Annotated in this window: 9 protein-coding genes and 1 pseudogene; 6 read left to right on the plus strand and 4 right to left on the minus strand. The window is 67.7% G+C overall.

Annotation, left to right across the window (positions count from 1 at the left end):
- Positions 1–350: 350 nt before the first annotated feature.
- Genes O8I58_RS10215 through O8I58_RS10225 form a run of 3 tightly spaced genes read left to right on the plus strand, consistent with a single transcriptional unit; the run spans position 351 to position 2,321 of the window.
- A complete protein-coding gene (locus O8I58_RS10215) occupies positions 351–1,145 on the plus strand; it encodes a PadR family transcriptional regulator (RefSeq protein ID WP_298315263.1) in 795 nt (264 codons plus the stop codon).
- On the plus strand, positions 1,138–1,488 hold the full coding sequence (locus tag O8I58_RS10220; RefSeq protein WP_298315265.1) for a Fur family transcriptional regulator: 351 nt from the start codon (positions 1,138–1,140) through the stop codon (positions 1,486–1,488). Before O8I58_RS10215 ends, O8I58_RS10220 begins: the two co-directional genes overlap by 8 nt.
- Before the next feature lie 38 nt (positions 1,489–1,526).
- Complete coding sequence (locus O8I58_RS10225; RefSeq protein ID WP_298315267.1) at positions 1,527–2,321, plus strand: siderophore-interacting protein; 795 nt, start codon at positions 1,527–1,529, stop codon at positions 2,319–2,321.
- Positions 2,322–2,577: 256 nt separating this feature from the next.
- Here O8I58_RS10225 and O8I58_RS10230 read toward each other — a convergent pair whose 3' ends face one another.
- A complete protein-coding gene (locus O8I58_RS10230; protein ID WP_298315270.1) occupies positions 2,578–4,872 on the minus strand; it encodes an NADP-dependent malic enzyme in 2,295 nt (764 codons plus the stop codon).
- 206 nt (positions 4,873–5,078) lie between these two features.
- Positions 5,079–6,401 (minus strand): dicarboxylate/amino acid:cation symporter, encoded by a 1,323-nt coding sequence (locus tag O8I58_RS10235; RefSeq protein WP_298315273.1) that lies wholly within the window; start codon positions 6,399–6,401, stop codon positions 5,079–5,081.
- A gap of 288 nt (positions 6,402–6,689) precedes the next feature.
- On the opposite strand from O8I58_RS10235, the pseudogene O8I58_RS10240 reads away from it, so the two are divergent.
- Together O8I58_RS10240 and O8I58_RS10245 are read left to right on the plus strand one after the other, a co-directional pair.
- Positions 6,690–7,979 (plus strand): annotated as a pseudogene (locus O8I58_RS10240) (PAS-domain containing protein); the annotation flags it as partial.
- A 188-nt stretch (positions 7,980–8,167) separates the two neighbouring features.
- Positions 8,168–9,328, plus strand: a complete 1,161-nt coding sequence (locus O8I58_RS10245; protein WP_298322888.1) for a hybrid sensor histidine kinase/response regulator — start codon at positions 8,168–8,170, stop codon at positions 9,326–9,328.
- A gap of 244 nt (positions 9,329–9,572) precedes the next feature.
- Here O8I58_RS10245 and O8I58_RS10250 read toward each other — a convergent pair whose 3' ends face one another.
- A complete protein-coding gene (locus tag O8I58_RS10250) occupies positions 9,573–10,232 on the minus strand; it encodes a LuxR C-terminal-related transcriptional regulator (RefSeq protein WP_298315276.1) in 660 nt (219 codons plus the stop codon).
- Between the two features lie 363 nt (positions 10,233–10,595).
- Here O8I58_RS10250 and O8I58_RS10255 point away from each other — a divergent pair, with 363 nt between their 5' ends.
- Positions 10,596–12,707, plus strand: coding sequence for a phosphoglycerol transferase I (locus O8I58_RS10255; protein WP_298315279.1), 2,112 nt, complete (start codon positions 10,596–10,598; stop codon positions 12,705–12,707).
- A 214-nt stretch (positions 12,708–12,921) separates the two neighbouring features.
- Here O8I58_RS10255 and O8I58_RS10260 read toward each other — a convergent pair whose 3' ends face one another.
- Positions 12,922–13,980: an ABC transporter substrate-binding protein gene (locus O8I58_RS10260; protein WP_298315282.1), complete on the minus strand. Its 1,059-nt coding sequence runs from the start codon at positions 13,978–13,980 to the stop codon at positions 12,922–12,924.

A 13,980-nucleotide genomic window follows, 5' to 3' on the forward strand; every position in this document is an offset into this window, starting at 1 on the left:
CCGGCGATTGTAAGCCAGCCACCGGGCGCGCGTCGGTAAGACCATCGGTGCAGACGAGAATTTTCCGAAATTCTGACGAAAAAACGTCTTGAGCTGTGCCAGGGCCGCGCGGTTGTTAGGAATCCGTATGACGAAGAAGTGTCAGCGATTGGGCTGGCGTTACGTTTCGATATATCTTTTTTGAAAATTTAGATATATCGTTTGTCGCCAGGTGAGGAGCCGCGAGCGGGTCGTCCGCAACGCGCCCCACCTGCCGGCACCCGGCGACGCGCCCTTTGGCAGCGCGCCCTTCGACGCCAGGCAGGCCATCCCGGCCCGCCGCGTCCATGCCCCGACTTGAGGAAACCTCCATGCATCCACGTACACGACATCACGGCCCCGGTGGCCGACTGGGCGAACTGTTCGGCCACGCCCACGGCCGCATCCATCGCGGCGAAGGCCACGGGCGCCCGGCCCAGGCCGAGGGCCGCGGCCGTGCGGAGGGCGATGACGCACCGCGCGCTCCCGACGACCTGGTCCGCGCTTCGCGCCACGGCGGCCACGAACGCGGCGAGCGCGGCGGACGCCATGCCCACCCGGACCACGGGCGCGGCGAACACTCCGCGCATGAGGCGCGCGGCGGCGAACGCGGCCACGGCCGGCGCGGTGGCCGCCGCGGCGACGGTGCCGAGCGCCAGCGCACCCCGCGCGTGCTGGCCCACGGCGATCTGCGCCTGCTGCTGCTGGCCCTGCTGGAAGCGCAACCGCGCCACGGCTACGAGCTGATCCAGCTGATCGGCGAAATGTTCCATGGCCAATACGCGCCGTCGGCCGGTGCGGTCTATCCGGCGCTGGCGCAGCTGCAGGAACTGGGCCTGGTCGAAGCCAGCGAGGACGGCGCCCGCCGCCTGCACGCGCTGACCGACGCCGGCCGCGCCTTCGCCCATGAGAACGCCGACGCCCTGGTCCAGGCCCGGCTGCGCACCGAGCACAGCGCCCGGGTGCTGGTGAAGGCCGGCATGCCTGCGCCGGTGCGCGCTGGCCTGGGTGCCCTCAAGCGATCGCTGGCCAGCCACCACGAACAGTGGAAGGGCGACATCGGCGAACAGGTCGCCGAGATCCTGCTGCGCGCCGCCGCCGACATCGCGCGGGTGGGCCGTGGTTGAGGCCGTCCTGGCCCACCGCGTGCAGGCCGCCGGCCTGCGCATGACCGCACCCCGCCGTGCGCTGCTGGCCCTGTTGTCCGAACAGCCGGCCGCGTGCGACGCCATCGCTCTCCATCGCCAGCTGCAGGCCAGTTGCCCGCACGCCAGCCTGGGCACCGTCTACCGCCTGCTGCGCGAGCTGGAACGCCGGCAGTTGGCGGTGTCCATCGCCAGCTCGCACGGCCGCACCTTGTGGCGGCTGTGTTCGCCAGCCCCGCCTTCGCCCACGGACGACGTTGCCACCAGCGCCTGGTTGCGCTCGCTGGCCGCCGAGCTGGGCTATCGACTGGTGCGCGTGTCTTGAACGCCGCCTTTCCCCATCGTTTTCCTGGAATCCATGCCATGACCCAACATGAAAGCCGCAGGCTTCAACACCCCGTCGTCTTCCGCCAGCTGCAGGTGCTGGACGTGCTTGACCTCACTCCGCACATGCGCCGCATCGTCGTCGGCGGGCCGGAGTTGGAGGGTTTCCACAGCGGCGCGCCGGACGACCACGTCAAGGTGTTCTTCCCCAACCCGCAAGGCGAGTACGTGACCATGAAGCTGGGCGCCAACGGGCCGGAATATCCGCCGGGCAAGGTGCCTTCGCCGATGCGCGACTACACCCCGCGCCTGCATGACGCCGCCGCCGGCACGCTGGCGATCGACTTCGTCCTGCATGGCGATGGCCCTGCCAGCACCTGGGCCGCGCAGGCCAAGGCCGGCGATGCGTTCGCGCTGGGCGGGCCACGCGGCTCGTTCGTGCCGGCCGACGACTTCGACCATTACGTGCTGGTCGGTGACGAAACCGCGCTGCCGGCCATCGCCCGCTGGCTGGGCGAGATGCCGGCCGGCCGCAAGGCCACGGTGTTGATCGAAGTGGCCGACGCGTCAGAGCAGCAACCGCTGCCGACCCAGGCCGATGCACGCGTGACCTGGTTGTTCCGCGATGGCGTGGCGCCGGAAAAGAGCGAACTGCTGGAGAACGCACTGGACGATCTGGAGATCGCCGGCGATGCGTTCTGGTGGATCGCCTGCGAATCGCGCCGCTCGCGGATGATGCGCAAGTTCCTGGAAGGCCATCGCAGCGTGCCCAAGCAGTGGATCCGTTCGACCGGCTACTGGAAGCACGCCGATAGCGGCGACGACGAGGAATAAGCGCCCGCTGGCGGATGGCTTCGTCACTCCCGCGCAGGCGCGAGGGCCCAATGCCGTTCGCGATCTGCACGGAAGGCGCTGGGTCCCCGCCTACGCGGGGATGACGAACTGGAAGGGTGACGATCTGGAAAGAGAGCGATCTGGAAGGATCGTCGTCTGACCGGCACGTGCGCGACATGGCGCCCCATTCCGCGTGCGAGGAATCAAAAAGGCCCGGTGCGAACCGGGCCTTTTTCTTGCGCATCGAAGCGGTGCGTTAGCCGGCGCCGTTCTCTGCCGCCAGCTGCTGGCGGATCTGTGCATCGACCGCGGCGATGGCGGTCATGTTGAGCACGCGGCGCGGGGTGGCGCTGCTGGTGAGGATGTGGACCGGCTTGGACACGCCCATCAGGATCGGGCCGATCGCCACGCCTTCGGTGAACACGCGCACCAGGTTGTAGGCGATGTTGGCCGCTTCCAGGTTGGGCAGCACGAACAGGTTGGCGCGGCCCTTCAGGGTGCTGTTGGGCATGATCTGCTTGCGCAGCGCCTCGTCCCAGGCGGTGTCGCCCTGCATCTCGCCGTCGACGTTGAGCTCGGGCCTGCGCTGCAGCAGCAGTTCGCGCACGCGGCGCATCTTCAACGCGTCCTTGGAATCATGGCTGCCGAAATTGGAGTGCGACAGCAGCGCGATCTTCGGCTCGATGCCGAACAGCTTCAGGCGGAACGCCGCCTGCAGCGTCGCCTCGGCGATCTGCTCCGCGCTGGGGTCTTCATGCACGTGGGTGTCGACGAAGAAGAACGCGCCCTGCTGGTTGATCACGCCGGTCATGGCCGAGGTCGAGCTGACCTTGGGCTCCAGCGGGATCACGCTGCGCGCATAGCCCAGCTTCTTGTGGAAGCGGCCGACGATGCCGGTCAGCATCGCATCGGCTTCGCCACGGGCCACCATCACCGCGGCGATCAGGGTCGGACGCGAGCGCATCAGCTCCTTGGCCGCGGCCACCGTGACGCCCTTGCGCTCGGTCAGCGCGTGGTAGGTCTGCCAATACTCATTGAAGCGCGGGTCGTCATGGATGTTGGTGACCTCGAAATCCTGGCCGGCGACCAGGCGCAGGCCCATCCGCGCGATGCGCTGGTCGATCACCTCCGGGCGGCCGATCAGGATCGGGAAGGCCACGCCTTCGTCGACCACGGTCTGCACCGCGCGCAGCACCACTTCCTCCTCGCCTTCGGCATAGACCACGCGCTTGAGGTCCTTGCGCGCCTGGTCGTACACCGGCTTCATCATCAGGCTGGTGCGATAGACGAACTGGCTCAGCGTGTCGCGGTAGGCGTCCATGTCTTCGATCGGACGCTCGGCGATGCCCGAGTCCATTGCGGCCTGGGCCACGGCCGAGGACAGCTCCACCAGCAGGCGCGGGTCGAGCGGACGCGGGATCAGGTATTCAGGGCCGAAGCTCGGGGTTTCGCCGCCGTAGGCCGCGCCCAGGTCCGAAGCTTCACGACGTGCCAGCGCGGCGATTGCCTTGACGCAGGCCACCTTCATCGCCTCGTTGATGCCGGTCGCACCGCAGTCCAGCGCGCCGCGGAACAGGTAGGGGAAGCACAGGACGTTGTTGATCTGGTTCGGGTAGTCCGAACGGCCGGTGCCGATGATCGCGTCCGGGCGCACGGCCTTGGCCGCTTCCGGCATGATTTCCGGGGTGGGGTTGGCCAGCGCGAAGATGATTGGCTGCGGCGCCATGGTCTTGAGCAGCTCGGGCGTCAGGATCCCGGGCGCCGACAGGCCCAGGAAGATGTCTGCGCCATCGACGATCTCGGCGAGCGTGCGCTTGTCGGTATCGCGTGCGTAACGCTGCTTGTCCGGGTCCAGGTCGGTGCGGCCGGTGTGGATCACGCCGTCGCGGTCCAGGGCCAGGATGTTCTCCGGCTTCAGGCCCAGCGAGACCAGCATGTTGACGCAGGAGATGCCAGCCGCGCCCATGCCGGTGGTGGCCAGCTTGACGTCCTCGATCTTCTTGCCGGTGACGATCATCGCGTTGATGACCGCCGCGCCGACGATGATCGCGGTGCCGTGCTGGTCGTCATGGAACACCGGGATGTTCATCTTCTCGCGCAGCGCGCGTTCGACGATGAAGCACTCCGGTGCCTTGATGTCTTCCAGGTTGATGCCGCCGAAGGACGGCTCCAGCGAGGCGATGATCTCGACCAGCTTGTGCGGGTCTTTCTCGTTGATCTCGATGTCGAACACATCGATGCCGGCGAACTTCTGGAACAACACGCCCTTGCCTTCCATCACCGGCTTGGCCGCCAGCGGGCCGATGTCGCCCAGGCCCAGCACCGCCGTGCCGTTGGTGATCACCGCCACCAGGTTGCCGCGCGCGGTGTACTTGCTGGCGGTCTTGGGGTCGGCGGCGATTTCCTCGCAGGCATAGGCCACGCCCGGCGAATACGCCAGGGCCAGGTCGCGCTGGGTGATCATCGGCTTGGTCGCGGTGACCTTGATCTTCCCCGGCGGATGCTGGCTGTGGTAGTCCAGGGCGGCTTGCTTGAATTCTTCTTTGGACATCGGCGTAGGAAGGTCTGTGGAGAAAGCGGGCGAGGGATCGATTCTAACGCTGCGTCCCTGACCGGACCGGCAGCAGGCCGGCATTGGTCCCATCTGGCGGGAGCGCGCCGGCCGCGGCATCAGACCATGCCGGGCGCGCATGGCCGGTTGTGAAAGAGGCCGGGCCGTGCGGCCCGGCCTCCTGTTGTGCCGTGGTGAACCGCGGATTAGGCCGGGGTCGGCAGGCGGTCGGGCTCGCTTTCCAGCTTGCCGTCCAGCGCGGCATTGAGCTTGTCGCGGTCCAGCGCGTTCTCCCAACGAGACACCACGATGGTGGCCACCGCGTTGCCGGTGAAGTTGGTCAGCGAGCGGCACTCGGACATGAAGCGGTCCACGCCCAGGATCAGGGCCATGCCCGCCACCGGCACTTCCGGCACCACCGACAGCGTGGCCGCCAGGGTGATGAAGCCGGCACCGGTCACGCCCGCAGCGCCCTTGGAGCTGAGCATCGCCACCAGCAGCAGGGTGATCTGGTGGCCCAGGGTCAGTTCGGTGTTGGTGGCCTGGGCGATGAACAGCGCCGCCAGGGTCATGTAGATGTTGGTGCCGTCCAGGTTGAACGAATAACCGGTCGGCACGACCAGGCCCACCACCGACTTCTTGCAGCCGGCCTGTTCCATCTTCTCCATCAGCGAGGGCAGTGCCGACTCCGACGAGGAAGTGCCCAGCACCAGCAGCAATTCGGCCTTGAGGTAGCGGATCAGCTTGAGGATGGAGAAGCCGCACAGGCGCGCGACGATGCCCAGGATCACCAGCACGAACAGCAGCGAGGTGATGTAAAAGCTGCCCACCAGCCAGGCCAGGTTGGTCAGCACGTCCAGGCCGTACTTGCCGATGGTGAAGGCGATGGCGCCAAACGCACCGATCGGGGCGGCCTTCATCAGGATGTGGACCAGGCGGAACACCGGGGTGGTCAGCGCATTGAGGAAGTCCAGGACCGGGCGGCCGCGTTCGCCCACCAGCGCCAGCGCGATGCCGAACAGCACCGCCACGAACAGCACCTGCAGGATGTTGTCACCCACGAACGGGCTGATCAGCGTCTTGGGGATGATGTCCATCAGGAAGCCGGTGACGGTCATGTCGTGCGTGGCCGACACGTACTGGTCGATCTTGCTGTGGTCCAGGTCGGCCACGTTGACGTTCATGCCGGCGCCGGGCTGGATCACGTGCGCCACCACCATGCCCACGACCAGCGCCAGGGTGGAGAAGAACAGGAAGTAGATCATCGCCTTGCCGAACACCCGGCCGACGCTCTTGAGCTGGGTCATGCCGGCGATGCCGGTGACGATGGTCAGGAAGATCACCGGGCCGATGATCATCTTCACCAGCTTGACGAAGGCATCGCCCAGCGGCTTGAGTGCTTCACCCAGCTTGGGGTCGAAATAGCCGACCAGCACGCCGATGACGATGGCCACCACCACCTGGAAATACAGGTGCCGGTAGAACGGAAGCGGTTTGGCGGGCGACAGACCCGAGCTCGGAACGTGCATCTTCGGTGGACTCCCTGTTGATCTGGACGCGGGCGCGGGCCAGGCAGCCTTCCCCACGGAACGTGGCGCAACGTAGCCGCTGGACCGGCCAACGCCGATAGCACATTGGTACTAATCACCCACCAGCGCGCGCGGCCAGGTGAAGCCGGCCAGGCCGGCAGCCTTGCCAGGGCTGGGTTTGGGGGATCTCCCGCAGCATCAGGCGGCGCGTCCGGCACGGGCGCGGCCCCCGATCAACGGTATGCGACCATGCCGCGCTCCGCCATCGCCTGAGACCCGGTTTCGCGCATGTCCCCACGCCTGATCCGCATCGCCGGCTGGTCGCTGCTGGCGGCCCTGATTGCCGTCACCGCGGTCACCGGCGCCGTGCTGGCGCGCAATGCGACCCTGGCCAACGAGCAACGGGCGCTGGAAGACCAGCTACACCTGCGCGCCCAGTCGCTGCAGCGGCTGGTGGAGCGCTACCGCGTGCTGCCCACCGTGCTGGCGCTGGACCCGGAACTGCGCGCGGCGCTGCAGCCCGATGCCGGCCCGATCGACGTGGACGCGCTCAACCACAAGCTGGTGGTGGCCAATGGCGCCACCCATGTGTCCACCCTGACCCTGATCGACCACAACGGCAGGGCGATCGCCGCCAGCAACTGGAACGAGCCGACCAGCAACGTCGGCCAGGACTACGCGTTCCGGCCGTACTTCCGCAACGCCATGCGCAACGGCACAGCCACCTTCTACGCCATCGGCGTGACGACCAACGTGGCCGGTTACTTCATTTCCGAAGCGATCCGCGACGCGCACGGCCACAGGCTGGGCGTGGTGGTGGTCAAGATCACCCTGGACGCGCTGCAGGCCGAATGGCGCGACAGCCGCGACCTGCTGCTGCTCAGCGACGCGCACGACATCGTGTTCCTGGCCAGCGCGCCGCACTGGCGCTACAGCGAACTGCGGCCGCTCAATGCCCGCGACGAGGAAGACCTGCGCGCCACCCGCCAGTACGCCGGCCAGGCGCTGCATCTGGCCCGGCTGCAGACCGTGGACACCACCGCCAACGGCGACCGTCGCGTGCGCCTGCACGAGCCGCAGGCACAGGGCCTGTGGCTGTGGAAATCCCTGCCGCTGACCGAGCCGCACTGGACCCTGCACGCGCTGCGCCGGGACCGCAGCGGCGCGGTCGGCTGGAGCGCCGCCGCGGTGGTGGTGGCGTGCTGGCTGCCGGTGATCCTGCTGGGCCTGTTCGTGCGCCAGCGGCTGCGCCTGGCCGAACACCGCCGCCGCAGCCGCGAGGAACTCGAACGCATGGTCGCCCACCATGCCGAGGCGCTGCGTTCGGCCCAGGACGGCCTGGTCGATGCGGCCCGCGCCGCGGCATCGGGCCAGGGCTCCAGCCTGGAGCACCTGCCGCAGGGCGTGAGCGTGGTCGATGCGCAGCTGCGGCTGGTGGCGTGGAATACGCGCTACCAGGAGATGTTCCAGTTCCCCAACGAACTGATGCAGGTCGGCCGGCCGATCGAGGATTTCTTCCGCCACAACGCGCGCAAGGGCTGGCTGGGCCCGGGCCAGGTGGAGGAAGCCATCCAGCGTCGCCTGGACCACCTGCGCAGTGGCGGCGCGCACATGCACGAGCGCGAACTGCCCAACGGCAAGCTGTGCTGGAGATCCGCGGCAACCCGATGCCCGATGGCGGCTTCGTCACCAGCTTCGCCGACATCACCACCTACGTGGCCGCCGCGCGCGACCTGCGCACCCTGGCCAGCACCCTGGAACGACGCGTGGAGGACAGTACCGCCGACCTGCGCGCGGCCACCGCGCGCGCGGAGAACGCCAACCGCTACAAGGCCCGCTTCGTCGCCTCGGCCGTGCACGACCTGCTGCAGCCGCTCAATGCCGCGCGCATGTTCCTGGGCGTGCTGCGCGGGCGGCTGGACGACGGCGAGACACGCGACCTGATGCAGCGCGCCGAAACCGCGCTGTCGGCACAGGACGACCTGCTGGCCAGCATGCTGGAGGTCTCGCGACTGGAAGCCGGCGTGCTGCAAGCCAAATTCGAAGACATCGCCCTGGGCCCGCTGCTGGCCGAACTGGCCGCGCAGTTCGGGATCCTGGCCCAGGCGCAGGGCCTGACCCTGCGTGCGGTGCCGACCCGCGCAAGGGTCCGCACCGACGCCGGCCTGCTGCGCCGGGTGCTGCAGAACCTGCTGTCCAATGCACTGCACAACACCCCGCGCGGTCGCGTGCTGCTGGGCTGCCGGCGTGTGGCCGGTGGCATCCGCGTGGAGATCTGGGACACCGGCGTGGGCATTCCCGAAAACAAGCGCAACGCGATCTTCGAGGAGTTCGCACGCCTGGACAACGGCATCCGCCACGACCGCCGCAGCGCCGGGCTGGGCCTGTCCATCGTCGAACGCACCGCGCGCCTGCTGGAACATCCGCTGGGCCTGCGCTCGTGGCCGGGCCACGGCAGCGTGTTCTCGATCACCGTGCCGCTGGCCACCCAGGCCGCGACGCCGGTGGCCGCGCCGGTCGCGCCCATCCCGGCCGCGCCGCTGCCACTGCAGGGCACGCAGGTCTGGTGCGTGGACGACGATGCCGATACCCGTCAGGCCATGACCCTGCTGCTGGGCAGCTGGGGCTGCGGCGTGCAGGTGGCCCACGATGCCGACAGCCTGGCCACGCTGGCCCGGCAACCGGCACCGGACCTGGTGCTGCTGGACCTGCAACTGGGCCAGGACGACGGCCCTTCGCTGCTGGAACACCTGACCGCGCACTGGCCCGCACGGCCGCCGGTGGTGGTGATCTCGGGCCAGTCAGACCGCGCCACGCGCGACCAGGCGGCCGAGGCCGGTTACGGCTTCCTGGCCAAGCCCATTGCGCCCGCATCGCTGCGCGCGGTGGTCACCCAGCGGCTGATGGCGGCCGGCAGATTGAACTAGCGCGTCGGCCGCATGCAGTCGCCCTTGTAGAGCCGAGCTTGCTCGGCTGCGCTTCGGCCGGATCATCGGCAAGGCCCCAGCGGAGTCCCCAAGATGGGATTGCCACAAGCTCCGCTCTACATGTGGGAGATCGCTTCAGCGGTGATGGGCTGCCCTGTAGAGCCGAGCTTGCTCGGCTGCGTTTCAGCCAGATCATCGGCAAGGCCCCAGCGGAGCAAGCTCCGCTCTACACGTACGAACCGCTTCAGGACAGCGCGTCGTCCGCGGCCGGCACGTCGTCCAGTTCCAGCGAACGCACCATCACCGCCGCCTGCGTGCGCGAACGGCAGTTGAGCTTGGACAGCACCGCGCCGACGTGGATCTTCACCGTGTTCTCGGCCAGGCCCAGCGCCGCGGCGATCTGCTTGTTGAGCAGGCCTTCGGCCAGCAGCATCAGCACCCGGAACTGCTGCGGCGTGAGCTGGGCGAAACGCGCGGCCAGCTGCGCATCCTCTTCCGAACGCGCCGCGGTCAACGGCGGAAACCAGGTGCCGCCGGCCAGCACGGTCTCCACCGCCTCGCCGATGGTCTCGACCTGCGAGGATTTGGGAATGAACCCGGCTGCGCCGAACTGCTGCGCACGCCGGATCACGCGCGGATCGTCATTGGACGAAATCACCACCACCGGCAGGTCGGCGCGTTCGCCGCGCAACAGCGCCAGCGCCGACAGGCCGCGCGCACCAGGCATGGCCAGGTCCAGCAATACCAGCGAGACATCCGGATGGGCTTCCAACGCGGCGCCCAGCGTGGAGACGCTGGAGGCCTCGGCCGTCACCACGCCCGGGAAGCGCGTGGTCAGGGCGTGCAGCACCGCGGCGCGGAACAGTGGATGGTCGTCGGCGACAAGCAGGGTGGGCGGTGTCATCGGCACAGTCTAGGTCAGCCAGGCCGGATGGCGCCGAAGGGCGGGCATGCGCGAGCCGGCGGCCGGCCCGGTTTCGCGCAAATGTGGCGTCAGGTCACACCCTGGCATTTCGTCAAGACCGCGTTAACGCAGCGGCCGTCGGGGAATCGACGATCGGTGATTTTTTCACCACTCTCATCGCATGCCAGGCGCGTCGCATCGACCGATGCGCTGGAAAACGTTTTGTAAAGAACGCATGAAGCCAGCTCGTCAGAAACAACCCGCAAGCCACGCTCGCGTCATGCAGTGTTCACGGAAAAGTTGTAGGCCAAAAAGATGTGAGGCTAATCTCGGCCCCTCCCCCAACCATGGAAGTCGGGCTGCATGCACCAGTTCATGCTGACGGCCGCGTTGTTGGGGATGGTGGGCTTGCTGTTGGCATCGGGCCGTTGGGCCGGGTTGAAGGCGGGTGTGCTGTCCTTGATTGCAGTGGCGTTGAGTAGCTGGTGGTTCATCAACCAGCTCAGTGGCGATGGCTTGAATGCAGCCACGCTCTATCACCTGAAAGCCGGCATGGAAGGTGCCGGGGTTTCCGACTTTTCCGGTGACATCGCGATCTATGTCGCCTTGTTGCTGGTGTCGCTGACGCCGCTGCTGCTGGGCCGCATCCAGCGTTTCCGCAAGGCAGCGCACGGCCGCGCGGTCTTCGCCGGATTCATGGCCGCGGCCGTGGTGGCGGTGATGGTCAGTCCGCTGTACCACGATGGCCTGCGCCTGTATCGACAGACCCGCCCCGCCGACGGCAACGCGGTGGCGTCCGAGTACCGGGTGCCGCGCGATGAACTGCCGCGCCGCAAGAACATCGTGTGGATCTACGGCGAAAGCCTGGAGCGCACCTACTTCGACCAGAAGACCTTCCCCGGCCTGATGCCGCACCTGACCAAGCTGGCTTCGCAGGCGCTGGATTTCCGTGGCATCACCTCTGCCGATGGCGGTGGCTGGACCATCGCCGGCATGGTGTCCTCGCAGTGCGGCGTGCCGCTGACCGCATCGCCGAGCGACGAGAACAGCTTCGGCCGCATGGCCAGCTTCCTGCCCGAAGCGCAGTGCCTGGGCGATTACCTGCGTTCGCAGGGCTATCGCAACGATTTCATCGGCGGTGCCGATGGCGCCTTCGCCGGCAAGGCCAGTTTCCTGGCCAGCCATGGCTACGATGACATCCGCGACCTGGCCTGGTTCAAGGGCCAGAAGATCACGCCGGAGCACTTCTCCGCCTGGGGCGTGCACGACGATGTGATGCTCGATGAGGTGTGGGACCAGTTCCAGGCGCTGGCGCGCGATGGCCAGCCCTTCATGCTCACTGCACTGACCATGGATACGCATCATCCGGCCGGTCATCTGCCGGTGTCGTGCAAGGGCACGCGCTACCGCGGCGGCGACTTCAAGGAAGATGTCGGGCTGCTCGATGCACTGCAGTGTTCGGACCGGTTGATCTCCGAGCTGGTCGAAAAGATCCGCAGCAGCCGGTGGGGCGACGACACCTTGATCGTGGTGTCTTCCGACCACCTGGCCATGCCCAACGACCTGACCGACACACTCAAGCAGATGCCGCGCGAGAACCTGCTGCTGATGCTGGGCAAGGACATCGCGCCGCGACAGGTGCAGGCCAAGGCAGGCAGCACGCTGGATTCCGGCGCCACGCTGCTGTCGCTGTTGAACCCCAACCTGCAGGCGATCGGCTTCGGTCGATCACTGCTCGACTCCCAGCACGCACACAGCGCCAGCGCGGCCTATGCACGCAAGGACGGCACCGATTACCCGCGTTACCTGGCCTACGCGCGCGGCCTGTGGACCGGCCACGAAACGCGCACGCTGAAAGTGCATGACGACCGCATCGTGGTCGGCGTGCAGGAAGTGCGCCCGCCGGTGCTGCTGGACTACGACGCGCAGTGGAACCTGAAGAACATCACCCTGGAAGACACCCCGCGCCAGTTCCGCAAGGCCAGCCCGGAGAACACGCTGGCCTACGTGGACCGCTGCACCGCCTTCGACAACGACTCGCCCGATAGCGGTTGGTGCGTGCTGTTGCTCAACAACGCACGCGACGCGCGCCTGTATCGCAGCAGCGAGTTGGCCCACGGCGTACGCGTGGATGCGCCATTGCAGCGCATGGCCGGCGTACGCCTGGAACCCCGCCAGCCGGTGACGGTGGGATCGGCCCTGCGCCAGACCTCGCCCGGCCACTACCAGGTCACGCTCAACACCAGCCACCGCCCCAACCACGCGTTCTGGATCGAAGCGATGGATGGCGAGGGCAAGGTGCTGGCCCAGCACTGGGCCCTGCCCGACCCGTCCGGCCACATCGAGATGCAGCTGGATCTGGACAAGGAAGTGGACGACATGCAGATCCGCGCCTGGCTGGGTTCGCCGGACGACATCTCGGTGGATAACGACGTGGCGCTGGTCAAGGCGCGACGTCCAACCGGGCGGTCGTAGCCAGGCCATCAGCGCGATGGTTGGCGACACCATCGCTGCGGTTTGTAGAGCGCAGCTTGTGGCAATCCCCTCTTGGGGACTCCGCTGGGATGCTCGCAGGACAGACGAAACGCGTGCTGATTTTGCTTTGCATGACCGGCAATTTCTTCTACGGCGTCGACAAGCAGCGGAGCAAGCTCCGCTCTACAGAAAGCCGCGTTTCACCGCTCGCCGCCTAGGGTGCATTGGGCTGCACGGTCGCACGCCAGGTTTCCAGGAACTGGCGGCGCTTGAGCGTATCCAGGTAGACCAGCAGGCCCGGCCCCAGCGTGATCGGCCGCACCGTGCGCTGCGGCGCGTCGGTCTGGGCCTGCTGCAGCACCGGGCTCAGGCGTGCCTCGGTCGCCAGCACGCGCTGGCCGCGTGGCGACAACAGGTAGTCCAGGAAGTTGCCCGCTTCCACCGGATGGACCGCGGCGCGCGGGATCACAGCCGTGCGCAGCAGCACCAGCGTGTAGTCCTCTGGCTGGACGATGGCCAGCGGCGCCCCGGCGTCGATGCGCGCCTGCGCGTACGAACCCAGTACGTTGTAGGCCAGCAACAGGTTGCCGCTGGCGACGCGGTCCAGCAGCACGCCGGTGCGCTCTTCGAGCTGCACGTTGCTGCTGCCCAGCGCGGCCAGCAACGCGGTGGACACGCTGCCCAGCTCGCTGTCCTGGGTGGCCATCAGGTAGCCCACGCCACTGCGGGCGACATCGTAGGTGCCGACCTTGCCGCGCAGCGGTGCGCCGGGTGCACGCAGCAGTTCCAGCAACTGGCGGCGGGTGTGCGGCACGCGCCCGGCCGGCAGCAGCCTGGTGTTGTAGACGATGGCAGCCGGCTCGTAGCTGATCGCGAAGGCTTCATGCCGCCACTGCGCCCAGGACGGCAACGCTTCGGTCTGCGGCGAACGATGCGCCAGCGCGTTGCCGTCGTTCACCAGCTTGACCTGCAGGTCCATGCTGGCGCTGATCAGCAGGTCGGCGCGCTCGGTGTGGGCGGGCGGATGCAAATAGCGCTCGTACATGTCCCAGGCGATCACGTCTTCGTAGATCACCTCGGTCCCGGGATGCAGGCGCTGGTAATCGCCGATCACCGCGGCGAATACCTCGCTGTCGGTCGAACCCTGGATGCGCAGGTGCGCGGTGGCCTTGCCCGACGGCGCGGGGAAGCGTTGCACGTCACCGGGATTGGCGGAGGCCGCCACGCACAGTGACAGCAGTAGGCCGGCGATCAGGCAGGGCGATAGCCGCAT

Origin of the sequence: Pseudoxanthomonas sp. (assembly GCF_027498035.1) — a bacterium.
Taxonomy (GTDB): domain Bacteria; phylum Pseudomonadota; class Gammaproteobacteria; order Xanthomonadales; family Xanthomonadaceae; genus Pseudoxanthomonas_A.